20 protein-coding genes are annotated in these 21,307 nt (G+C 62.8%); 11 read left to right on the top strand and 9 right to left on the bottom strand.

The genetic code is table 11. The annotated features are described in order from the left end of the window. Positions 1-117 precede the first annotated feature (117 nt). On the top strand, positions 118-750 hold the full coding sequence (locus NKH89_RS20110) for a TetR/AcrR family transcriptional regulator (protein WP_023722352.1): 633 nt from the start codon (positions 118-120) through the stop codon (positions 748-750). An 18-nt stretch (positions 751-768) separates the two neighbouring features. On the opposite strand, the gene NKH89_RS20105 is transcribed toward NKH89_RS20110, so the two are convergent. Then, a complete protein-coding gene (locus tag NKH89_RS20105) occupies positions 769-1,209 on the bottom strand; it encodes a lipid-binding SYLF domain-containing protein (RefSeq protein ID WP_023677323.1) in 441 nt (146 codons plus the stop codon). Positions 1,210-1,494: 285 nt separating this feature from the next. On the opposite strand from NKH89_RS20105, the gene NKH89_RS20100 reads away from it, so the two are divergent. After that, positions 1,495-2,430, top strand: a complete 936-nt coding sequence (locus NKH89_RS20100) for a hypothetical protein (RefSeq protein ID WP_023722353.1) — start codon at positions 1,495-1,497, stop codon at positions 2,428-2,430. A 30-nt stretch (positions 2,431-2,460) separates the two neighbouring features. Here the strand turns inward: NKH89_RS20100 and NKH89_RS20095 are convergent, their stop codons facing one another. Further along, positions 2,461-3,984: a serine hydrolase gene (locus NKH89_RS20095; RefSeq protein ID WP_502896915.1), complete on the bottom strand. Its 1,524-nt coding sequence runs from the start codon at positions 3,982-3,984 to the stop codon at positions 2,461-2,463. A 172-nt stretch (positions 3,985-4,156) separates the two neighbouring features. After that, positions 4,157-5,590 (bottom strand): coiled-coil domain-containing protein, encoded by a 1,434-nt coding sequence (locus tag NKH89_RS20090; protein ID WP_352481675.1) that lies wholly within the window; start codon positions 5,588-5,590, stop codon positions 4,157-4,159. 135 nt (positions 5,591-5,725) lie between these two features. Between NKH89_RS20090 and NKH89_RS20085 the strand changes: the two genes are divergently transcribed. Further along, positions 5,726-6,775: a DUF930 domain-containing protein gene (locus NKH89_RS20085; RefSeq protein WP_352909628.1), complete on the top strand. Its 1,050-nt coding sequence runs from the start codon at positions 5,726-5,728 to the stop codon at positions 6,773-6,775. A gap of 166 nt (positions 6,776-6,941) precedes the next feature. Further along, positions 6,942-7,742, top strand: coding sequence for a class I SAM-dependent methyltransferase (locus NKH89_RS20080; RefSeq protein ID WP_023722357.1), 801 nt, complete (start codon positions 6,942-6,944; stop codon positions 7,740-7,742). Between the two features lie 8 nt (positions 7,743-7,750). Here NKH89_RS20080 and NKH89_RS20075 read toward each other — a convergent pair whose 3' ends face one another. The 4 genes from NKH89_RS20075 to NKH89_RS20060 form a co-directional block, all read right to left on the bottom strand. Further along, positions 7,751-8,326, bottom strand: a complete 576-nt coding sequence (locus NKH89_RS20075) for a dihydrofolate reductase family protein (RefSeq protein ID WP_352481678.1) — start codon at positions 8,324-8,326, stop codon at positions 7,751-7,753. A gap of 101 nt (positions 8,327-8,427) precedes the next feature. After that, positions 8,428-8,961 (bottom strand): SRPBCC family protein, encoded by a 534-nt coding sequence (locus NKH89_RS20070; RefSeq protein ID WP_352481679.1) that lies wholly within the window; start codon positions 8,959-8,961, stop codon positions 8,428-8,430. Further along, a complete protein-coding gene (locus tag NKH89_RS20065; RefSeq protein ID WP_352481715.1) occupies positions 8,958-9,347 on the bottom strand; it encodes an ArsR/SmtB family transcription factor in 390 nt (129 codons plus the stop codon). Before NKH89_RS20065 ends, NKH89_RS20070 begins: the two co-directional genes overlap by 4 nt. A 145-nt stretch (positions 9,348-9,492) precedes the next feature. Further along, positions 9,493-10,128, bottom strand: a complete 636-nt coding sequence (locus tag NKH89_RS20060; RefSeq protein WP_352856364.1) for an ankyrin repeat domain-containing protein — start codon at positions 10,126-10,128, stop codon at positions 9,493-9,495. Positions 10,129-10,357: 229 nt separating this feature from the next. Here NKH89_RS20060 and NKH89_RS20055 point away from each other — a divergent pair, with 229 nt between their 5' ends. Then, positions 10,358-11,212: an aldo/keto reductase gene (locus NKH89_RS20055; RefSeq protein ID WP_352451452.1), complete on the top strand. Its 855-nt coding sequence runs from the start codon at positions 10,358-10,360 to the stop codon at positions 11,210-11,212. Positions 11,213-11,332: 120 nt separating this feature from the next. Here NKH89_RS20055 and NKH89_RS20050 read toward each other — a convergent pair whose 3' ends face one another. Both NKH89_RS20050 and NKH89_RS20045 read right to left on the bottom strand, forming a co-directional pair. After that, a complete protein-coding gene (locus NKH89_RS20050; protein WP_352909625.1) occupies positions 11,333-13,444 on the bottom strand; it encodes an alpha/beta fold hydrolase in 2,112 nt (703 codons plus the stop codon). Between the two features lie 468 nt (positions 13,445-13,912). Beyond that, entirely contained in the window at positions 13,913-14,218 is a 306-nt protein-coding gene (locus NKH89_RS20045; RefSeq protein WP_023722367.1) for a hypothetical protein, read from the bottom strand. A gap of 236 nt (positions 14,219-14,454) precedes the next feature. Here NKH89_RS20045 and NKH89_RS20040 point away from each other — a divergent pair, with 236 nt between their 5' ends. The 6 genes from NKH89_RS20040 (at position 14,455) to NKH89_RS20015 (ending at position 21,193) form a co-directional block, all read left to right on the top strand. Beyond that, positions 14,455-15,747 (top strand): Nramp family divalent metal transporter, encoded by a 1,293-nt coding sequence (locus tag NKH89_RS20040; protein WP_023722368.1) that lies wholly within the window; start codon positions 14,455-14,457, stop codon positions 15,745-15,747. Between the two features lie 735 nt (positions 15,748-16,482). Beyond that, a complete protein-coding gene (gene msuE / locus NKH89_RS20035; RefSeq protein ID WP_023722369.1) occupies positions 16,483-17,040 on the top strand; it encodes an FMN reductase in 558 nt (185 codons plus the stop codon). A 52-nt stretch (positions 17,041-17,092) separates the two neighbouring features. Beyond that, entirely contained in the window at positions 17,093-18,457 is a 1,365-nt protein-coding gene (locus NKH89_RS20030; RefSeq protein ID WP_352909624.1) for an LLM class flavin-dependent oxidoreductase, read from the top strand. A gap of 40 nt (positions 18,458-18,497) precedes the next feature. Then, complete coding sequence (locus NKH89_RS20025) at positions 18,498-19,346, top strand: ABC transporter permease (protein ID WP_352494426.1); 849 nt, start codon at positions 18,498-18,500, stop codon at positions 19,344-19,346. Positions 19,347-19,400: 54 nt separating this feature from the next. Beyond that, positions 19,401-20,399: an ABC transporter substrate-binding protein gene (locus NKH89_RS20020; protein WP_352909622.1), complete on the top strand. Its 999-nt coding sequence runs from the start codon at positions 19,401-19,403 to the stop codon at positions 20,397-20,399. Between the two features lie 32 nt (positions 20,400-20,431). Then, entirely contained in the window at positions 20,432-21,193 is a 762-nt protein-coding gene (locus tag NKH89_RS20015; protein WP_023722373.1) for an ABC transporter ATP-binding protein, read from the top strand. Positions 21,194-21,307 lie beyond the last annotated feature (114 nt).

The following is a 21,307-nucleotide window of genomic DNA, read 5'->3' as shown; positions in this document are numbered from 1 at the left end:
CTCGATCCTGTGATTGTATTTACTTGCGATTATATTTGTCGGAGGCGTAACGAAGTTGGAGGCGTCTCCGTTGTTGAAACGGGGCCTGCCCTATTCGGATCAACACTGGAGAAAAAATTGGCCGCAGAGCCGCCCGTCATATCTGGAGACAAGGCCGAAGCCGCCGCTGCAAAACCGCTGCGCGCCGACGCGCAGCGCAACCGCGACGCACTGGTCGAGGTCGCGGCGAAAGCCTTTGCCGCGCATGGCGTCGATGCCTCGCTGGAGGAGATTGCGCGTCAGGCCGGCGTCGGCATCGGCACGCTCTACCGGCATTTCCCAACGCGCGAGCATCTGGTCGAGGTGGTTTATCGGCGCGAAGTGGAAGGACTGTGCCAGGCGGCCGACGAACTCGCCCACGATCATGTGCCCGACGTCGCGCTCGAACAATGGATGCAGCGCTTCGTCGACTACATCGCCACCAAGCGCGGGCTGTCGACAAGCCTGCGCATCCTGCTCACAACCAACTCCACCCTGTTCTCCGACGTTTCGGGCAGGGTGACGCTGGCTTTGCGGCGGCTGATCGATGCCGCGGTCGCCAACGGCTCGATCCGCAGCGACGTCGATGCCTCCGACGTGCTGCATGCGCTGGGCGGCATCTATTCGGCCCCGGACACCAAGGACTGGCGCGACCGCTCGCGCCGATTGGTGTCGCTGCTGATGGATGGGCTGCGGTTTGGAGCGGCCAAATCCGGCCCATCCAGGGAATGACGAATGCAATGACTGCCCTTATTTCAGCGAGATGCTCATACCGCTGAGATCGGCGTTGACTTGCAGACCTACCTGCCTGCCTGTGAGTTCGAGTTGGGCACCCTTGTCATTGGTCATGACGATCACCTGGGCTCCTTTGCCAAGCGCGCCGCCACCGCCCGCTGCACCGTACACCCCCGTCACATCCCGGGCGCGGCGTATGTGGCGCACGGTACCTTTGAAATAGGTCTTGGAGGCGCCGAAGGCGAGGCCGCCCGAGATGCCGCCGACCGAGATGGGATATCGGCGACCATGGAAGGTCAGTGTGCCCTCGCCTCCGGAGCCGCCGATGAAAAAGGCCGCCTTGTAGATGGCGAAGCGGATCGTACCGCTGTCGGCATGCGCGACGCTGGCAAAGCTAACTGCCGCGGCGGCGATGACGGCAACCGCGACTGAACGAAATCTGGACGAAATCTTCATGATGAGAACTCCTCAAGATCGCCGCATGCCCAGCCGACCGGGCACATCGGCGTCGTATCAAAGTCATAGCTGAACAGTCTCGCCCGTCATTGGTTCCAAGCACGCGGCCTGAATTCGGCTGCGAGAAGACCGCTACGAAACGAGGCGGACGGCGAGCATAGACCTGGCTGTAAGAACAGCGGCCGAACGGTGGGAATCCTTCGCCGGCGCTCCTATGAAAACGTAGGTGTTGAAGCCGAACGGTATTAGTCTGCGCTGTCTGGGGCTTCGGGAGCGCGGCAAAGAATGGATTTGAACTCTGGCTACGGCTACCTGCTGATCGGCGGCCTGATCCTGGTCGGTGCCGGGCTCCTGGTCGTTTCGCTGATCGTCAATCTCCGTGTGGCGCACAGTGTGCGTGACGACGTACGCCATCGTGAAAAGCTGCTGGAATATTATCGCAACATCTTTTCGCAGCTGGGTGTGATCCTGATCGGCATTGGCGTGTCCCTGTTCATCTTCTTTTTCCAGCAGAACTATCAGGACCAGCGTAAACGCGAAACGGAGCTCCAGCAGGTTCTCGCCAAACTGGCGGCGCGTATTGCCCGCGGCGGCGCCGTCGTGGAGGCCCTTGGCGAATTCGATGCGCTGCTGGATGATGGCGGCGCCTATGTCAGTCCGGAACTCGGCGGCAACAATGCCGCGGTCAGCGCCCACGGGACGGCGCTCGCCAAGCAGGTTTCGCAGATCCTTCTGGTCGAACGCGACGTCGATGTTCAGGGGTTCGATACCCTGAATTTATCACGCGATTTCGAAGCATCGTTCGTCGTCAACGAGCTCAACCCAACGCTATGGTTCAACATCGTCCGGGACGAGAGCGACATCAAATATGCCACCACTCAGATCGCCCTGGATTACAAGGACCTGCAGGATGCGATCGGCGGCGAGGCGATCGAGGTTGCGATCGCCAATCCCGAAAAGGAGCGGAAGATCAAGCAGGAGGTGCTCGACATTTTTTATGATGCCGACCTCCTGCGCCAGCGCAGCAGGCGGTTTCTCGGCCGCGCATGCTGGCTGTTCAGCAAGGGGCGCGGTTTCGTCAAGCTTGCACCGGCCAATGAGATCGAAGCCGATGCCAGGTCGCACCAAGAATGGATCGACCGGTCGAAACCCTTCCTGACGCAAGCGACGCCGGGCAGCGGCGATTGCTTCAAATTGCTCCAGTTCGGCCCGGCATCCTGAACCGGCAAAGGCTCGCCCGCCCCGCGACGGCTAATCACCCTCGCGCTGCAGCGTGCCGAGATGATTGTCGTTGAGAAACTCGATGGTCACGGCCGACGCCTTGCCGTCGGGGTCGATGACAAAGCTGACGGCCGAGGGCCTGTCCGGCATCTCGGCATCGGGGAAGGTCACGAAGAGGTCGCGGTCGAAATGCTTCAGTGGATAGGACCGCGCACCGGCGGGCCCGACCTTGAGGACAAGAGCCTCTCCTTCGCCCGACACAATAGCATCGCCGATGAAGTCGTTGAAGTAACGGCCGGCATAGGCACTGGCTGGCCCGGCCGGACTTGCCGGAGAGGGCGGCACGGCATAGGTGGCCTTGGCCGCCGCAATCACCGGCCCGAACATGCCTGCATAGATATCATTCCATGCCTTTACCTTATCTTTCCCCAGCGTTCCGTCGAAGACGAGATCGGCGAAGCTGTCGGACAGTCCCTCCGGCACGCCTGTCGGAAAGGCGTTGGCGATGACGACGATGCCAAGCTTCTCCTCGGGGAAGAGCATCACCAGACTGCGTGCGCCGGTGCTGAAGGCGCCCGCATGACCCCAGACCAGCCCGTGCCGGCCGAATTCGACATTCCAGCCGAGGCCGTAGAAGGCCTCGCCTCCGGAGACGGGGTTCTTGCCGCGAACCATCAAGGGAATATGTGTCTGGTCCAGCGCATCGGCGGCAATGAGTCTCTTGCCGGCGTAGGCCCCGTTGCCGAGCACAAGGCGCATCCATTGAGAGAGATCGCGTGCGGTGGAACTGACGCCGCCTGCTGGCGCCTGCGCATCCGGATAGCGCTGGACCTTCGCGGCCCAGGCGCCATCGATCTTGGCGTGGAGTTCGGCGCGGTTGGCGTGCTTGATGAAGTCCGAATGACGCGAACTGGTCGAGGCCATTCCAAGCGGACGATAGAGCTTCTCTTCGGCGACCTCTTCCCAGGGCTTGCCCGTCGGCTTCGCGGCGGCGACGGCACCCTCGGTCAGTCCGAAATTACTGTAGGAATAGCCGGCACGAAAGCTCGACGACGGCGACACGAACCGCAGGCGGCGCAGGATCTCCCCGCGGTCATAGCCAATGTCCTCGAGGTCGTCGCCCGCCGTGCCGGGAAGCCCGCTGCGGTGCGCAAACAGGTCGCGGACCGTGAGTTCGCTGGTCGGATAGGGCTCGGCGAGCCGGAAAGCCGGATCGAGGTCGGCGATCTTCGAATCCCACGAAGCAATCCCGTCGCTGACCAGCGCCGCCACGACGGTGGCGGAGACCGGCTTGGAGAGGGAGGCGATCTGGAAGACCGTGTCCGCATCGACGGTCTCCGGTTTTCCGGCTTCGCGATGCCCGAACCCCTTGAGGAAGATCACCTCGTCGCCATGCACGACGCCGATGGCCAGACCGGGCACGCTACCATCCGCGACGACGCCTTCGGCAAGTAGTTCGAGCTTCGCAAGGGCCGCGGCGATCCTGTCGGGTGGGATGGTATCGGCCGACGCCGCTTTCGGCAAAAGCACCATGATAGCGATGAAGGCCAACATCCTCCAACGGAGGTGGTTCCGCTTTATGAATAGCCGCATGCTCAGCCCCCTCCGCTTCACCGGCGTGCACTATTGCAGGCCGACGCAGGGAAGGCCAGCCTCACGCTCGACCCGCCATCCATTGACGGATGTCGGTTTCGCACCAGTCGAAATTCAGACAGCCGCGCCTGAGCTAGGACGCCGCGCGCAGGCGAAGGCGCCGCCTGCTGGCGCGGGCCTTCTCCGCCACCGCAGCGGTGATCTCGACCACGCCGTCTTCACGCGGTCTGGCGTTGGTGACCTTGTGGAGCCGCTCATAGGGCAACAGTTCCTTGACCCGGGCTTGAAGCGACGCGACTTCGGCACGCAGATCCTCGCATTCCTGCCGCTGGACGTCGAACTGTATCTGTTCGGATGCCTGCTGCAGGGAAAGCTGCGAAAAATTCGCGCTGACCGCGGAAAGGTTCATCTTGTCGCTTTCGCTCTCCTTCATGAGAGCAGACAATTTTTCCTCGGCGATTTGCTTTTCGGCCACCGCGTCGCTCGCTTGAGCCTTGAGCCTGGCGATCTCGCTGACGGCTTCGCTGTTGTGGTTCGAGGCGGCTTCCAGTCGCGATCGGAGATCCTCGATCTCAGAACGCAAGCCGGTCATCTCCGCGACACCGCGTGCAAGTTCGGCTTCCCTGTCCCCGTCCCTGATGCGGGCCGCTTCCGTCATTTCCGACAGCTTGGCCTGCGCCATGTCGAGCGATTTCTGCAGCCGCATTTCCTCTTTCTCGCTCTTGCCAAGCGCGGCCAGCAGTTCCGAAACCTGTGCGGCGTCATTGGCGTGGACAGTCGAGAGTTCGTCCAGCCTGTGCCGGGCCTCGGCCTCCCGTTTCAGCGCCTTGTCGAGGTCGATCGACAGGCTAACATGTTTCTCCCGCAGCATCTCGTTCTCGCGCGAGCGTCTGTTGGCCTCGACCGCTCTGGCCGAGAGCGTTTTGACAAGCTCGCCGAACTCGGCCTCGCGTTTTGCGCTCGCATTGCCTGCCACGACGAGTTCCAGCCTTGCTGCAGCCAGCGCGCCGCGAAGTGCTTCCTTGTCCTCGACCAGGCTCGCCTCATGCTGCTGCAGCGCCTCGATAGCGCTGTCGCGCTCGCGCTGCTTTCTGGTTGCATCGTGGAGCTGTTCGGATAGTGCTCTTTGTTGCGCGGTCAAGCTGGTATTTGCCAGCTCCAATTCGTTGGCGCGAAGAATGTCGCCGTGGAGGAGTTTCAGGAATTCGCCTGTCAGATGATGCGAGGTCGCGATCTCCGACAGTTTCGCATGGATCTCCCCAAGATACTCCTGCGCGTCGTGAAAGAGCCCATCGACCGCACTTAAGGCAGCGAGCCGGGTTTGCGTGTGGGGCGTCAGCCGTCGCGCGGTCTCGAAGGCATCCGCATTGGCCTCAAGTTGCGAGCTGTCATCCATTGCCGCGAGATTCCCATCCGACACAGTCTCATCCGGGACAGTGACGTCGTTCAACGGCGACTGATCGTCCACGTTGAGACATTCGCTAAACGCATCCGCCAAATCGGTTTCGAGCTCCTTGAACGCCCTCTCCACAGTCTCGGCACGCTTGATCAAACCTTTGAAATTCATGACTGAATATCCCTCTCGTGCAGCGCCGTTAAGGAGCGAACATTCGCCTCCCCCGAATACGGGTTCACCCTTGACCGTGCGCTCTGGCCGACGCCACGCTAGGGACAGGCTCGGCCACTGTCCTCGTGTATTTGAATGACGCGCCTCGCGGCAGTCGCCGATGGCGCGATTCGTAGCGACGGCGACAGTTCCAACGAACGCGTTGGGCGGCATCTGCTCGGCCGCCGCAAAACGTCGAAGCTCGACATGAACCGGTTATTTCGACGTCTGGCGGCATCGGTGCTTGATGCCGCCAATATTTCATTCCACACACCGGTCACGATGACGGACGAGATACGGGATCAGCGCCAGGTGTTCAGGTGGGCCTTGCCTGCCTCCGCGGTCCTGCATTTGCTCGCCGCGGCGCTTCTGTTGTCCGCGCTGCCGGTGTCGCCCCCGCAGCCGCAGAAGGATCAGGCCATCGGGGTGGATCTGGTGCCGCCGCCCAAACCATCGGAGAAAGCCAAACCTCCGCCTCCTGCGAAACCGCCCAAGCCCGAAAAGCCGCCGGAAGCAAAGATCGAGACGCCGGCGCATCCGGAAGCCGGCCCTCAGAGGCCTGTCTTCCAATTCGGCGAGAAGGACGCTGGTCCTCGCAAGTCTCTGGACGGCAACAGTGCGGAGGATGGTTCGGAACAACCGACGGCGCCGCAAGATCCCAATAAACAGGATCTTGCGCAGCCACCTGCCGTGACTGCGGTAGACGGCAAAGACCCGGCTCCGCCGCCTGGCGCATCCGCGCCGCCTAAGCCCAAGCGAGCGGCCAAGGTGCAAAAGCCGCTGAAGCTTGAAGAAGCGAAAAGATTGTTCTCGCAAACAGCAACCGGTGATCCAATCGCGACAACCGCCATGAGAAATGTGCCGCGCCCCGATCGGATCGGTCAGCTCTGCTTCTGGGAAGTGCGCGAACAGTTGCGCCATGCTTCGCCCCCCTACTTTCCTGACGTCTTGCGTCCCTTCAGGTTGAAGGCCGGCAATATCATGCAAGTCTCCAGGACCGAGTTCCGCGCCGGCGGGCAGTGGTACGCTCTGAGCTTTCGTTGCGAGGTCGATCCGGATGCGACGAAAGTCGTGTCGTTCGCCTTCCGTGTTGGAGATCCAGTACCAGCGCCGCGGACTGCCCGCCAAATGGGTGGCCCAGACTGATCGAGGTCGGCTCGCCGGCCGCATCAAATCTACGATGCCGGCGAAGTCTTCGCGCCCCGGCATCCGTAAGGTGGCTTTCGCCAGCAGCCGCCTCACGGTGGGACGAATGCTCGCCCGCCTTGGCAATCGCTGTGTCGAGGTTTAGCTTATGCTAAGGGAGGGTTCGATGACTTCAAGTTTCAATGTTCACCATGCTGCCGGCTATGAGCAGCTCATGGGTCGCTGGAGCCAAAAGCTCGCGCCGCTGTTCATCGACTTCGCGGGCCTTAAGGACGGCGAAAAGATCCTCGACGTCGGTTGTGGCACAGGCAGCCTGACCTTCGCGCTCGTCAAGGCCGCTGAACTCCGTGAGGTCGCCGCGATCGATTTTTCGGCCGTTTTCGTCGAGGAGGCAATCCGGCGCAACACCGACCCGCGGATAAAAATCCGCCAGGCGGATGCCTGCGCCCTGCCCTTTGAGGACGGCGCGTTTGACCGCGCCCTGGCGCTGCTCGTGCTCCATTTCGTGCCCGAAACCGGCAAGGCAGTCGCTGAGATGCGCCGCGTCGTGCGGCCGGGCGGCGTGGTCGCGGCGACCGTATGGGACCATCTCGGCGGCATGCCCGGAATGCGCATGATGATCGACACGGTGGCAGTGCTCAGCGAAGGCGGCCGCCAGCTGCGCGCCCGCTATTGCACCCAGCCGATGATGCAGCCGGGCGAAATGCAACGGACCTTTGTCGAACAGGGTCTCCGGGACGTTACGGAAACGCAGCTGATGATCCGCATGGACTACCAAAACTTCGACGACTACTGGGCGCCGATTGCCGCCGGCGAAGGGCCGCTCGGCAAGTATGTGGCCACGCTCGATCCAGAAGAGCGGGCGCGCACCGACGCCGCCATGCGCGACGCCTATGAGGCCGGCCGGCCCGACGGCCCGAGGTCCTTTGCCAATGTCGCCTGGGCCTGCCGCGGTGTCGTTGCCTGACGTTGGCGCTAGCCGATCCCGTAGACCAACCCGACGCGGCCGTCCGACAACTGCTCAACCTTGCGCAGTTCGAGCCCACGACGATTCTTCGCCGTTCCAAACAGCGCCTTTCCTTCACCGGCGAGCAGCGGATAGACGATCAGCCTGAGTTCATCCACCAGCCCGGCATCGATAAGGCTCGCGGTAATTCGGGCGCCGCCCATAAGGTAGATGTCCTTGCCGGGCTGCTGTTTCAGCGCAGCGATATCCTCGAAATTCCGCACGAAGCGCGTCTTTGGCCAGGCCGCCGAAGTCATTGTGTTCGACAGCACATAATGCGGCGTCTGCGCGGCGAAGCGGGCCCATTCGAGCTCGGCCGGCTTCGGCAATTTGCCGGTCATCGGCAGCGGCTTGTCGGGCTCGTTCTGGATGGCGCTCCAGTAGCGCTCGTAGCCAGCATACATGACGCCGCCAAGCAGGCAGGCATCGATTTGCGGCGTCAGGCCGTATTCCTCAGACCACGCATCGACCCAATCAGCGTAACCCTCGGGTCCCTCCATCTTGCCGTCGACGGAAATTTTCATTCCAGTGATCAATTTACGCATGACTTCCTCCATCAGGCTTGCGGGATGCAAGCACGTTTCGTCGGATCATCGTTGCTTCGTGTGGCTGGCGGCGACCTCAGGGATGGCCGCCGCGAGTTACATCAGGCCGGCAGGCGGCGGTCGTATTCGTCCCGCAGGCGGCTCCAGTCGCCCCAGAACGAGGTCGGTGTCTTACCCGCCAGGCGGGCGGCCAGCAGGTCGAGGTGCACGTGCCAGCCGGCGGTGATGTTGAGCTGGATTGCACGTTCCGGCAGGCGCCGATGGACGACGGTGAGCAGCACATCGCTACCCTTCGCCTCCAGCAGGAAGGAGACGCCGCCGGTATTTCCCCAGGTGATGGAAAGCTTGCGCGGCGGATCGAGTTCGGTGATCCGGCCCTCCATCCGATGCTCTTCGGGGAAGCCCGCGGGGCGCTGGCCAGGCGGGTCGGTCAGCTCGTCGTTACGCCAGACGAACTCGAACGAGCTGCCGGCCTTCATTTCCATCTGGCCTGCGGCCATCCATTGCCGTCGCAAGTCACTCTCGGTGAGATAGGCCCAGACGCGCTCGATGGGGCCGGGCAAAAGGCGCTGGATGGTGAACGTGGCGGGCTCGGTCAGCTCGCCATAGGCGCCGATGGTTCTCATCTGGTTCATTGCTCGTCTCCTTCTTTCGGATTGGGCGATTTCCTGGGCTCATCCTGGGCTTTGCGTGCGTCCTCTTCGCGAAGAAGGCGTTCGAGAACATCGAGACGACCGGTCCAGAAGCGCTCGTAGAAGCTGAGCCACTGATGGGCGCTGGCCAGCGGTCCAGGGGCTAGTCGGCACAGATGCGTGCGGCCCCTCACCTCTCGACGAATAAGCCCTGCGTTCTCCAGCGCCTTGATGTGCTTGGAGGCGGCCGCGAGCGACATCACGAAGGGTTCCGCCAGCTGGCTTACCGTTTTCTCGCCATCGGCGAGATCGCGAAGCATGTGCCGGCGGGTGGCGTCGCCAAGGGCGTGAAAAACCGCGTCCATCTGGGATGTCTCTAATTCAACCATGTAGTTGAATATAGGCGCACGCTTTGAGATAGTCAACCGTTTGGTTGAATAATTTATGTGAAGCGCTGCGGGGCTGTTTGCGCCATCGAGCGCGTCGACGTGACGGGAGATACGGACGCGCCCCGCGACAGTAAGGGCGAGGCCCTTATTTGCCTTCGAAGAAAGCGTGGATCGCGGCTTCCAGCTTTTCGATAAGCTGAGGGTTGTGGCAGCTGCCAGCCCAGATCAGGGCGTTTAGCCTCATCTCCTTGTTGATAAAGCTCACCTTCCCACAATCCAGCAGGTATTCCGCGATCTCGTAGTGCCGCCCCTTGATAGCCTCGATGAGCGCGTTGTTTCTCCCCGTCTTGTCGGTCAGATTTACTTCCGCGCCATTCTCCACGAGCAACTTGACGACTTCGAGATGCCCGTTCTTCGCCGCCTCGATAAGAGCCGTTCTGCCGTAGTAGTCAGCTCGCGCGTTGATCTCTATTTGGGGGTGTTTCACCAGGGCTGAGATACACGCGTAATGTCCCCTGGCGGACGCAAGGCTCAAGGGCGTGCTCTTCCACTTGTTTCTGGAATTCACGTCGATTTCCGGGTCTTCGATCAGCGCCTCCACCACAGCTGTGTGGTCATTGAGGGCTGAAAGGTGAAGTGCAGACCAGCCGCCATCGTCCGGCTGATTGATATCGGCGCCAGCCGCCAATTCCGATCGAACCGCCTCCGCATCGCCGTTTTCTGCCGCGACCAGCAGAGGCGACCAGTCTCTTGCCCCTTCGGCTTCCAAGCTGTTGGTCAACGCAGTCGCCTCCTCGGATAGTCGATAGAATACCACATTATCCGCGATAATGGCGGCTCCTGTACTGGAGTCCAATGGGTCAAAAGCTGGAACGCTGTCGGCCCGAACGGACATCGAGATCAGCGCTTCACGTCCGTCTCCTCACATTCTCCTGATATTGACTCGCTTTGGCGGTCATCCAGACTAGATAGAGCGTGCGCCGGGCGGAACGATGCAGAAGGACGTGAACATGCCTGAACAGATTACCCTGAATAGACCTGAACAGATCAGATTGAACGACGGCTCCGCCATTCCGCAAATCGGCCTTGGCGTATGGCAGGTCGATCCAGCCATCACGGCCAAGGTGGTGCGCTGGGGGATCGAGGCCGGCTACAGGCTGATCGATACCGCCGAAGGCTATCAGAACGAGGAAGGTGTCGGGCAGGCGATCCGCTCGGCCGGCGTGCCGAGAAGCGAGTTGTTCATTACCTCGAAACTGCGCAACGGCGCCCATCAGCGCGACGCCGCCTTGCGCGCCTTCGACGAGACGATGAGCAAGCTCGGCATCGAACAGATCGACCTGTTCCTGATCCACTGGCCGGTGCCCAGCCAGGACAGATATGTCGAGGCGTGGAAGACGCTGATCGAACTCAGGCAATCAGGCCGCATAAAGTCGATCGGCGTTTCGAACTTCAACCAGGACCATCTCGAACGGATCATCGGCGAGACCGGCGTCACGCCTACCGTCAACCAGATCGAGCTCCACCCCCGCTTCCAGCAGCGTGACAAACGCGAATTTCATGACAGGCACAACATCCGCATCGAGAGCTGGAGCCCGCTGGGCAGCGGCCGGCTGTTGAGCGATCCGACGCTTGAAAGCATTGCCAGGAAACACGGCAAGTCGGTGGCGCAGACGATCGTCAGGTGGCATCTTCAGGAAGGGCTGATCGTCATTCCAAAGTCGATCCACCAGGACCGCATCGCCGCCAATTTCGACGTCTTCGATTTCGAGCTGGAAGCGAAAGACCTCGAGCTTATCCGGGGCATGGATTCGCCCGACGGCCGCACCGGCCCAAACCCCGCTACAGCCGCATTCCTGTTCTGAGGGCCGACAGTGAAGCTGCCGATCTCCCCCCTTGTGGGGGAGATGTCCGGCAGGACAGAGGGGGGCGCTGTCCCGCCGGCCTATTGAACTCTCCGGCTCATATCCCAACCCAGCGGGACCTCAGGCAGCCGGTTCACTGACGGAAAAAAGCTGCAGGCTGCCGGGAACACCTGCAAGCTCCATCTCGCCATGCTCTTCAAAAGCCAGGCCGGAACCGGCCACGAGATCACGAACCGTGCGCGACGCGATGATCTCGCCCGGTCCGGCAACGTCGAGCAGATGTGATGCCAGTTGAATTGCAACACCGGCGAAGTCGTCTCCGCGCCTTTCGCATTCGCCAATATGGACTGCCGCGCGAACCTGAAGGTCTAACCTCTTCATTCGACGACGGACCGCGATTGCACATTGGATCGCCCGCGTTGGTCGCAGAAATACCGCGAGAAACCCGTTTCCGGTGCGGCTGATTTCCTGACCGTTAGCAAGATGCAATTCGTTGCGTATCTCGTCGTCGTGTCGCTGCATCAGATCGCGCCGCGCCCGGTCGCTAGCGTTGACGGGAGCCGGCGGCAACCCGACGATTTCCATGTGCAGCACCGTCACAAGCACGCGCTCGCTCGACGTTGCCGGCAGCGAGCCGGTGACAAAAGCCTGGATCTCGTCGACCAAACGATCGGAATTCTCCCCCCAGATTACGTGATCACGGCCGGCAAGCTCAATGTATCTGGCGCCTTCGATATGCGTTGCCAGGTAGCGCCCCTCTTCCGGTTTTACCCAGCGGTCGCCCGCCGTCTGCACGATCAGTGTCGGGACGTGAACGGTTGGGAGAAGGGCGCGAACATCGATTTCAGTGCCCCAGCGCCAGAGCGCGACCGCGTCGGCAGGCGAGGCTGAATTCCTAAGATAGGCGGCGAACCATTCTCTCTCGAAACTGTCGTTCATCAGGCTGGGCGCGGCGTTGCTCATGTCCGCCGGCTCCCCCCACTGTCTCTCGACGGCGGTCAGATCTTCTTCTACCTGCTCGCTTGTCCTTGCCCATGGATAATCCGGCGACCATCGGCCGCTGGCATAGGTTCCGTTGAGCACGACAGCCGCTGTTCGTTCGGGATAGGTCGCCGCGAAAAGCATGCACATAGGCCCCCCTTCGGAGCTGCCGAACAGAACCGTTCGCATTGATCCGACCGCATCCAACACCGCTCGCATGTCTTCCATCCGCTCTTCCAGCGTTGGCAAACCAACATTGCGATCGGACAGTCCGGTGCCTCGCTTGTCCATACGGATCAGGCGGGCAAAGGAACCGAGACGCTGGAGCATATGCGCCAGCCGCGGCGATGACCAGGCAAGGTCGAGGTTGGAGACCCACCCAGGCACATAGATCAGGTCGACCGGCCCGTCGCCGGTTACCTGATAGGCGATGTTGATTCCGGCCGATTTGACATAGTGGGTCGCGGGGCGCATCGGCTCGGCCCGGGACACCGGCCGCTCACCTGTTCGGGCTGCCGACGTTGGCGGTGTCTGGGAAGGCGACACCGAGGCGGCTATCCGGGTAGCGGCTTGCGGCGTCACGCGGCGCGTCCGCAGGTCATCATAGAGTTGCCGGGTCTCCGGCTCGGGCTGCAAGCGGAGCTGCAGTTGCAGCACATCACGGCAGCGCTCATACTGTTTCAGCGCGAGGTTAAAGCGGCCCTGGGCGGCATAGGTCCGCATCAGGGCTCGGTGGATATCCTCCCGTAAGGGCTCCAAAGCCAGCAGGCGCACCGCCGCCCGCAGGCATGATGGAAGATCATTCGTTGCCGAATAGTGCGCGACGAGCTTCTCCAGCACGATGGTTGCGATTGCCCTCAATCGCTCGCGCTCCACTCTGAGCCAATCTTCGAACGGCTCCTCCTTCAGGCCGAACCCGTCCAGGAGGTCGCCACGATAGACGACGAGCGCTTGCTCGAGTTGCTCCGGGTCGGAGCCGGCGGCCAGCGACTCGAACCGCGCGACGTCGAAATCAAGATCGTCGAGATTGAGCGTAATGCTGTCGCCGTCGCTCAGAAACCTTTCGCCATCGGATGCGCCCATTCCTTTCCTTATGGCGGATAGGGCCTGTCGAAGGTTCATTCGGGCCTGGGTTTGGCTGTTGCCGCCCCACAAAAGCGCGGCGAGCTTCTCGCGCGATTGGGAGTGTCCGGATTGCAGGGCGAGATAAGCCAGCATGGCGCGAGCCTTGCGGCTGAAAACCGGGGCCACCGCTCCTCCGGCAAAGTCAAAGCCGCCTAACAGACAGAGATGAGGGTGCGCCATCGGATCCGCCACAGCCACAGCTTCTTTGCGATCCTTTCCTGTACTTGCCTCTATTTCAACCGTCATTTCGCCCGGCCTGGTGTTTTTCACGAATCCTTCACGCTGGCTCCACCGCGTTTCTCACGACGCAAGGAAGACAAGTGTCGGGAGACTGGTATCTCAGGAGGACGCTGTGCTACCCCCGACGGAATGGCCCATCTGGCATGATGATTCAAGGCAGGACCCGCAGCCGCGCGGCGGGCCACTGCGCCACGACATTGCGCTCGCGCGCTATCTTGAGAACCAGCGGGCCCGCCGGGCGTCAATGATCCAGGGGTTCGATTTCCGGACCGCCGCGGTCAGCTTGCGCGCACTTTTGGCGAATGCGGGTGGCCGTGGATATCGGCTCTTGGAGGTCCTGGGCATTCGGCCCTTTCATATCCCCGAGCCATCCACCAGCGGCACATCTTCGCCTTCCCACGGGCTCGGCATTGAGCCTTTGCTGAGATTGGCCGACGGCAGCGGCATCCAGCACTTCAGTTCGGGTTCGGCATATTCGACGATGCGTCCTGGAGACGAATCGGAAGCGCGCCAGCCTTCGCTGCCGAACTGATCGGCGCGGGCCCAGTAAGCCATGTCGACCTCGGCCGGCCCCTGTTCGGAAGGCCGAACCGTGACAAGGATTCTGCTGCCGTCCCTTGGCGCGCTCGACATGTGGCGCCACTGATCGGGCTCGTCCATTGCACTTCCTCCTGCGATCTTCGCCTCGCGCGGATAGTCGCTTCGCGTTCGGAAGCGGTCAACCCGAACTTTTTTGCCTGAGGCAAAATCCCTGCCCCGTCGTCGAGGAACAAGTCATGGCGCGCCGGGTTTGGGCAAGTTGTTGAAGGAAGCAAAATGAGACCAGCGCGCCGACCGATCGTTAGCATTGTTGCATGGCAGGCCGCGCCCTTCGTTCCCAACCCGGTCCGATCGCAATGAGGCAGGCCGGTTCCGATCGTTCCACCCCACCGGAGGAGGGTAAAGGCGGCATAGGCCGCGCGCTCGGCCTCGGCCTGATAACAGGGGCGGCCGACGACGATTGTTCCGCGATAGGCACCTATGCCAGCGCCGGCGCCCGTTTCGGACCCGACCTGCTTTGGACGGCTCCGGTGACGTTGCCGATGATGTACGCGGTCGTCTACCTGTCGTCGAAGCTCGGCCAGGTATCGGGGCGCGGATTGTTCCACGTCATCAAGGACTTTTACCCGCGGTGGCTGCTCTGGTCGGTGCTTTTGGGTGTGCTCGTCGGCAACACCATCGAGGCAGCGGCGGATCTCGGTGGAATGGCCGCGGCGATCAACATATTCGTGCCGCTTCCCATTCCGCTGATCGTGCTGTTCGTCGCCGCCCTCATCTTCGCCCTCCAGGTCTTCGGCTCCTATACTTTGATCCGCAACATCTTTCGCTGGCTGGCGCTGGCGCTGCTCGCCTATGTCGGTGCCGCCATTCTGGCCAAGCCGGACGCCGCGGCGGTGCTGCGCGGGACGCTGCTCCCCAGGATCGAATTCAACCGTGAGTTCCTATCGATCCTGGTCGCCATCATCGGCACGACGCTGTCCGCCTATCTCTACACGTGGCAGTCCAATGAGGAGGTCGAGGAGGAGATTGCCCAGGGGCGGACAACGCTCAGGGAAAGGAAGGGCGCCACCGACAGCGAACTCCGTCGCTCTCGCCGGGACATCCTCATCGGCATGATGTTTTCAAATCTCATCATGTATTTCATCATCCTGTCGACGGGTGCTACGCTCTACAAGGCGGGCCACCACGATATCGACACGGCCGCGCAGGCGGCGGAGGCGCTGCGGCCGCTCGCCGGCCAGGCCGCAAGCGTTCTGTTCGCCGCAGGCGTGATTGGCGTCGGTTTCCTCGCGGTTCCTGTCATGACCACCGGCGCTGCCTATGATGTGGCGCAAGCCATCGGCTGGAAAAACAGCCTGCACGCCCGGGCTCGAGAGGCGCCCAAATTTTATCTCGCCATCGGATTTTTTACCGCGATCGCCGCCGGCCTCAACTTCCTTGGCTTCAATCCGATGAAGGCGCTGGTCTGGTCCGGCATCGTTCAAGGCTTCTCGACGCCGCCCTTGCTGCTGCTCATCATGCTGATGACGAACAACCGCAGGATCATGGGCGACCAGGTGAACAGCCGCAGCACCAACATACTCGGTTGGGCAACGACCGCCGCTATTTTCTCGGCGACGATCGGCCTGGTGGCGACCTGGTTCATGTGATCAGGCGGAAGCAAAGGGATGCCGCCGGTTGGATTACCCGTTCCCGCTTGCGGATTGTCCCAACTTTGCCGGTCTTGGAAATTCCACAACGTCGCCCGTGGGCCGCTTGTATTGTGCCGCGACAATTGCATCGATCAGGAGATCCAGAGCCGCACGAGCCGTGCGGCTCGTCTCGTCCTCGCCGCTCAAATAATGGCAGGCTCGTTCGAGGTGGAGGTGTGCGGCGGCAAAGTCGCTTGTCATAGGCTTCTCCCTGTTGCCCGCCGGCCGGCAAGATGACCGCCTCGATTTACCCAAAAGCAAATATCCACAGCCGGATTTGAATCAAATTGGCCTGACTCGCCACATGCCGCGGACCCCACGCCAGCACCTTGGCCTGTGCCCGCGCCGCGTCCTCTCCGAGGGCCGCTAGGCCATCCAGGATCGTGGCATCAGGACATGGTTCCCCGACGTCGCGCCGGAGCGCCCGAGGGCGACTTGCCTGATATGTCCGGCCAGCTGTTCATGCGCTCTGTCCGACGCGCTGCGCTATCGCGGCTGCAGGCGCTGCAGCGATAGCGCAGCGCGGTACGGCGCGTTGAATGAACCAATTGCCGGCGATGTGCCGCAAACTCAGTTCGCTCACCGTCCTGCTTTTGAAATTTTCTCGCTCTTTTAATTCTACAATATCTCTAGACTTAACATAGATCGCTAGACCCAAGATCTTAAAATAGAGCGCTTGAGAGGGAGCCAGGAATGTCGAAAAAGCTCGTGGTGGGGCTGTCGGGCAATTTGACCCGGCCATCGAAGACCAAGGCGTTCGTCAGCCACATTGTCGGACAGGCCGCCGAAAGCATTGGCGCGGCCTCGGCCGTCTTCGACATCGAGGATCTCGGCGCGTCCCTGCCGCAGGCGAGGCGCCTCGGCGACCTCGACCCGGCGGCGCGCAACATCGTCGAACGGCTGCTAGGCGCCGACATCCTGGTGGCCGGCTCGCCGACTTTCAAAGGCAGCTATACCGGGCTTTTCAAGCATTTCTTCGACCTGCTCGATCCGTCATCGCTGAGGGGCAAGCCCGTCATCCTCGCCGCGACCGGCGGCGGCGAGCGCCATTCGCTGATCGTCGAGCACCAGCTGCGGCCGCTGTTCGGCTTCTTCGAGGCGCTGACCGTGCCGACCGCGATCTACGCCTCCGACAAGGACTTTGCCAATGGCGTGCTGGTGTCGGACGCGATCCATGCCCGCGCCCGGCAGGCGGTCGCCGAGGCATGCCGGGTAACCGGAGTGCCCTATCGCGTCGGCCTTGCCGCCTGAACGCACTACTGACCCGAGATCCCCTCCCCGACCAATCCAGGAGCACGCCGCGATGACCAGATCCAAGAAATCCAGGCAGATCAAACTGGGCGCTTTCCTGCCCGGCGGCGGACAGCATATCGCCGCCTGGCGTCACCCCGAGGCGCCGGCCGACGGTGCCACCAATTTCGAGTTCCACAAGCAGCTTGCCCTGACCGCCGAGCGCGGCCTGTTCGACGCCTATTTCCTCGCCGACAATCTGACGGTCGGGCTCGGCGCCCGCGAAGGCGGCAATGCCAAGATCGCCGGCTTCGAGCCAGTGACGCTGTTTGCAGCGCTGGCGCCGCTCACCACGCATCTCGGCTTCATCGCCACCGCCTCGACCACCTACGAGGAGCCCTACACGCTCGCCCGCAAATTCGCCTCGCTCGATCATCTGTCGAATGGCCGCGCCGGCTGGAACGTCGTCACCTCGGCCGGCGACGAAACCGCGCGCAATTTCAATCGTGATACCCAGCCTGCCCACGCCGAGCGCTATACCCGCGCGCATGAGCATGTCGAGACGGTCAAGGCGCTGTGGGACAGCTGGGAGGACGATGCCTTCATCCGCGACCAGAAATCGGGGCGCTTCTACGACAAGGACAAGCTCCACGACATCGACCACAAGGGCGCGCATTTCAGCGTCAAGGGTCCGCTCAACGTGCCGCGCCCTGTGCAGGGGCACCCGGTGGTGGTGCAGGCGGGGCAATCGGAGGACGGCCGCAAGCTCGCCGCCCACTCGGCGGAAGTCATCTTCACCGCCCATCAGAACCTGGCGTCGGCGCAGGAATTCTACCGCGACATCAAGGCCCGCGTGGCGGCCGTCGGCCGCGATCCCGAGCAGGTGCTGATCATGCCCGGCGTAGCACCCTTCGTCGGCCGTACCGAAGAAGAAGCGCGCGCCAAATACCAGCAGCTGAACGATCTCATCCTGCCCGAAGACGGCGTCGCCCTGCTCAACGGGCTGGCCGGCCAGACGCTCGACATCAGGGGTTATCCGCTCGACGGCCCGCTGCCGCCAAGCAAGGAAACCGAAGGCATGAAGAGCCGCCAGGCGCTGATCCGCCAGATTGCCGACGAGCACAACTTCACCATCCGCCAGCTCTACCAATGGGTGGCAACGGCCCGCGGCCATTACACCGTCATCGGCAGCGCCACGCAGGTCGCCGACCAGTTGGAGGAGTGGTTCGGCAACGAAGCCGCCGACGGCTTCAACATCCTGCCGCCCTGGCTGCCCGGCGGGCTCAACGACTTCGTCGAGCTGGTGATCCCCGAACTGCAGCGCCGCGGCCTATTCCGCACCGCCTATGAAGGCAGGACGCTGCGCGAGAACCTCGGCCTCAGGCGGCCTGAAAACCCGTGGACCGCCGCCCGCTCGGCCGTGCTGGCCGCCGAATAATCCCGAGAAGCCCACTACCCTCGAAGCGAGAGGCAAGACGATGACCTTGCAGCACATCGAACAGGCCGCCAGCCTCGGCACGCGTGACGGCACGACAAGCCTGGGCACGGACTTCCTGCGCCTCGGCGGCCGGGCAGGCATCCGCTTCCTGTCGCGCTACGGCGCCCTCATTGCCTTCCTCGCAATCTGGCAAGTGTCGAGTAGCGCAGGGTGGGTCAACACGGCCGTGCTGCCGCCGATCGATACGATTGTCGCGGCACTTTGGAAGGGGTTGGCCGGCGGCACTCTGCTCGGTGACATCGCCATCAGCCTGCAGCGCGCCGGTCTCGCCTTCGCGGCCGCCGTGCTGGTCGCCATCCCGCTTGGCCTGTTCATGGGCCAGGTGCGCGCGGTCGAGACCGCGCTCGATCCCATCCTGCAGGTCTTCCGCCAGACCTCGGCGCTGGCGCTCTATCCCGTATTCATCCTGCTGCTTGGGCTCGGCGAAGCCTCCAAGGTGTTCGTCATCTTCTGGGCGACGCTGTTCCCGCTGCTGCTCAACACCATCGGCGGCGTCAAGCAGGTCGATCCGAAACTGCTGGAGATGGCCCGCGTCTATGGCGCCAGGCAGCTCACCGTCTTCCGCCGCGTCGTGCTGCCCGGCGCCGTGCCCTCGATCTTCGTTGGGCTGAGGCTCAGCGCCACCACGGCGCTGCTGCTGTTGATCGCCTCCGAAATGATCGGCGCCAACAAGGGCATCGGCTTTCAGGTGATGAACGCGCAGTACAACTTCCAGATCCCGCTGATGTTTGCGGCAATCGTCATCCTCGCCGGCCTCGGCCTGATCGCCAACCAGGCGCTGGTCAGCCTGCAGCGGCGGCTCTGCCGCTGGAACAATGCCGTCGACTGACCTCCCCTTTCGCCATCGACCAGACCCAAGCCAAGCCAACCAGGAAAGACCACCATGAAAGTCACCCGCCGTTCCCTGCTTGCCGGCGCACCCTTCGCCGCCGGCCTTCTCGCCGCCGGCCTGCCGCGCTTCGCCTTTGCCGAAGCCGCACCCGTCAAGTTCCGCTCCCTCGCCAGCCGCGGCAGCATCTCTCCGCATGAACTGGCCGGCGAGCTCGGCTATTTCAAAGGCCTCGGTATCGAGGTCGAGAATGTCGGCTATTCCGGCGGCGGCCCGGAATCATTGTTTGCGCTCGCCTCCGGCAGCGTCGATATCGGATCGGCCGCAACCGCCGCCGTGATCAATTCGATTTCCGGCGGCAACGACTTCGTCGCCATCTATCCGAGCAACGGCATCAACAGCAAGGTGCGAAGCGTCTTCTACGTGCTCGACGACAGCCCGATCAAATCGATCGCCGACATTGCCGGCAAGACAATCGCCGTCAACACGCTCGGCGCCCATCTCGACTACACCGTGCGCGAGGCGCTGCACAGCGTCGGCCTGTCGCCGGATGCCGCCAATCTCGTCGTCGTGCCCGGACCGCAACTCGAACAGACCTTGCGCTCCCGCCAGGTCGACATCGCGGCGCTCGGCTACTGGCAGGCGACCTTTGCCGGCGCGCTGGTCGACAATGGCGGCGTGCGTGGCGTGTTCAACGACACCGACGTGCTGGGCGAACTGGCCGGCGGCTTCGTCGTGCTCAGGCGCGACTTCATCGCCGCGCATCCCGACGCCGCCCGCAATTTCGTCGAGCAATCGGCGCGCGCCTCCGACTGGTCGCTGCAGAACGCCGACGAAGCGCGCAAGGTGCTCGCGACAATCCTCGACAAGCGCGGCGAAAACGGCGAGCTGGCGCGCTACTGGACCGGCTTCGGGCTGCGCCAGGGGGCCAAGGCGACGGACCGCGACATCGACTTCTGGGTCAGCGTGCTCGAGCGCGACGGTCGCCTGCCAAAGGGTAAGCTGAAGGCAACAGACATCCTCTACCGGCCCGGCGAAACCAAGACCAACTGACAAGGCCAACCGGCAGCTGGGAGACGAGCGCGATGAGCAGCACAAGCGGCGGTGAGGTCAGCATACGCGACCTGTCCAAATCGTTCAGCATCGGCGGGCGCTCGCTTGCCGTGCTGAGGACCCTCAACCTCGACATCCGCTCGGGCGAATGCCTGGTCATCGTCGGCGCCAGCGGATCTGGCAAGACCACGCTGCTGCGCATTCTTGCCGGGCTGGAGGCCGCCGACAGCGGCGGCGTCGCCATCGACGGCAAGCCGGTGCACGGCGTCGGCGCCGAGCGCGCGGTGATCTTCCAGGAACCGCGCCTGCTGCCCTGGCTGACCGTGCTCGGCAATGTCGCCTTCGGCCTCGAAGTGCGCGGCGTGCCGAAGGCCGAGGCCGAGGAACGGGCGCGCTTCTATATCGCGCTCGTCGGCCTCGCCGAATTCGGCGATGCTTTCCCGAGGCAGCTGTCGGGCGGCATGGCGCAGCGCGTCGGCATCGCCCGCGCCTTGACCGTGCAGCCCGAAATCCTGCTGCTCGACGAGCCGCTGGGCGCGCTTGACGCGATGACCAAGATCGGCATGCAGGAGGAGCTGGCGCGCATTTGGAGCGAGGAGAACGTCACCATGGTGATGGTGACGCACGACCTCGAGGAAGCGATCTACCTGGCCGACAGGGTGCTGATCCTGCCCAAGGAGAAAGGCGGCGCGGCGCGGCTAATCGACATCGACCTGCCCCGCCCGCGCGAGCGCAGCGAAAGCCGCTTCGTACGCTACCGCGAAGAACTGCTGCGCGAATTCGGCCTGCACTGAAAGGCCCCCTACGCGATCTTGGGTTCCTCGCCCCGCAAAGCGGGGAGAGGTGGCTCGGCGAAGCCGAGACGGAGAGGGGTCTTCCTTTTTTGAAATCCTCTCCCCCCGCGCTCT

The sequence above is a fragment of the Mesorhizobium sp. M0923 genome (assembly GCF_040319365.1).
GTDB lineage: Bacteria > Pseudomonadota > Alphaproteobacteria > Rhizobiales > Rhizobiaceae > Mesorhizobium.
Note: the sequence above shows the minus strand (reverse complement) of the source record. Positions and strands in the feature narration are given on the sequence as shown.

What these genes read in the sequence shown, in the direction of transcription:
- NKH89_RS20080 (WP_023722357.1), top strand. Translation starts at nt 6,942, where the DNA reads ATGACTTCAAGTTTCAATGTTCACCATGCTGCCGGCTATGAGCAGCTC.
- NKH89_RS20105 (WP_023677323.1), bottom strand. Translation starts at nt 1,209, where the DNA reads ATGAAGATTTCGTCCAGATTTCGTTCAGTCGCGGTTGCCGTCATCGCC.
- NKH89_RS20070 (WP_352481679.1), bottom strand. Translation starts at nt 8,961, where the DNA reads ATGAACCAGATGAGAACCATCGGCGCCTATGGCGAGCTGACCGAGCCC.
- NKH89_RS20020 (WP_352909622.1), top strand. Translation starts at nt 19,401, where the DNA reads ATGAAAGTCACCCGCCGTTCCCTGCTTGCCGGCGCACCCTTCGCCGCC.
- NKH89_RS20085 (WP_352909628.1), top strand. Translation starts at nt 5,726, where the DNA reads ATGACGCGCCTCGCGGCAGTCGCCGATGGCGCGATTCGTAGCGACGGC.
- NKH89_RS20095 (WP_502896915.1), bottom strand. Translation starts at nt 3,984, where the DNA reads ATGTTGGCCTTCATCGCTATCATGGTGCTTTTGCCGAAAGCGGCGTCG.
- NKH89_RS20025 (WP_352494426.1), top strand. Translation starts at nt 18,498, where the DNA reads ATGACCTTGCAGCACATCGAACAGGCCGCCAGCCTCGGCACGCGTGAC.
- NKH89_RS20030 (WP_352909624.1), top strand. Translation starts at nt 17,093, where the DNA reads ATGACCAGATCCAAGAAATCCAGGCAGATCAAACTGGGCGCTTTCCTG.
- msuE (WP_023722369.1), top strand. Translation starts at nt 16,483, where the DNA reads ATGTCGAAAAAGCTCGTGGTGGGGCTGTCGGGCAATTTGACCCGGCCA.
- NKH89_RS20015 (WP_023722373.1), top strand. Translation starts at nt 20,432, where the DNA reads ATGAGCAGCACAAGCGGCGGTGAGGTCAGCATACGCGACCTGTCCAAA.
- NKH89_RS20065 (WP_352481715.1), bottom strand. Translation starts at nt 9,347, where the DNA reads ATGGTTGAATTAGAGACATCCCAGATGGACGCGGTTTTTCACGCCCTT.
- NKH89_RS20075 (WP_352481678.1), bottom strand. Translation starts at nt 8,326, where the DNA reads ATGCGTAAATTGATCACTGGAATGAAAATTTCCGTCGACGGCAAGATG.
- NKH89_RS20100 (WP_023722353.1), top strand. Translation starts at nt 1,495, where the DNA reads ATGGATTTGAACTCTGGCTACGGCTACCTGCTGATCGGCGGCCTGATC.
- NKH89_RS20040 (WP_023722368.1), top strand. Translation starts at nt 14,455, where the DNA reads ATGAGGCAGGCCGGTTCCGATCGTTCCACCCCACCGGAGGAGGGTAAA.
- NKH89_RS20055 (WP_352451452.1), top strand. Translation starts at nt 10,358, where the DNA reads ATGCCTGAACAGATTACCCTGAATAGACCTGAACAGATCAGATTGAAC.
- NKH89_RS20090 (WP_352481675.1), bottom strand. Translation starts at nt 5,590, where the DNA reads ATGAATTTCAAAGGTTTGATCAAGCGTGCCGAGACTGTGGAGAGGGCG.
- NKH89_RS20045 (WP_023722367.1), bottom strand. Translation starts at nt 14,218, where the DNA reads ATGGACGAGCCCGATCAGTGGCGCCACATGTCGAGCGCGCCAAGGGAC.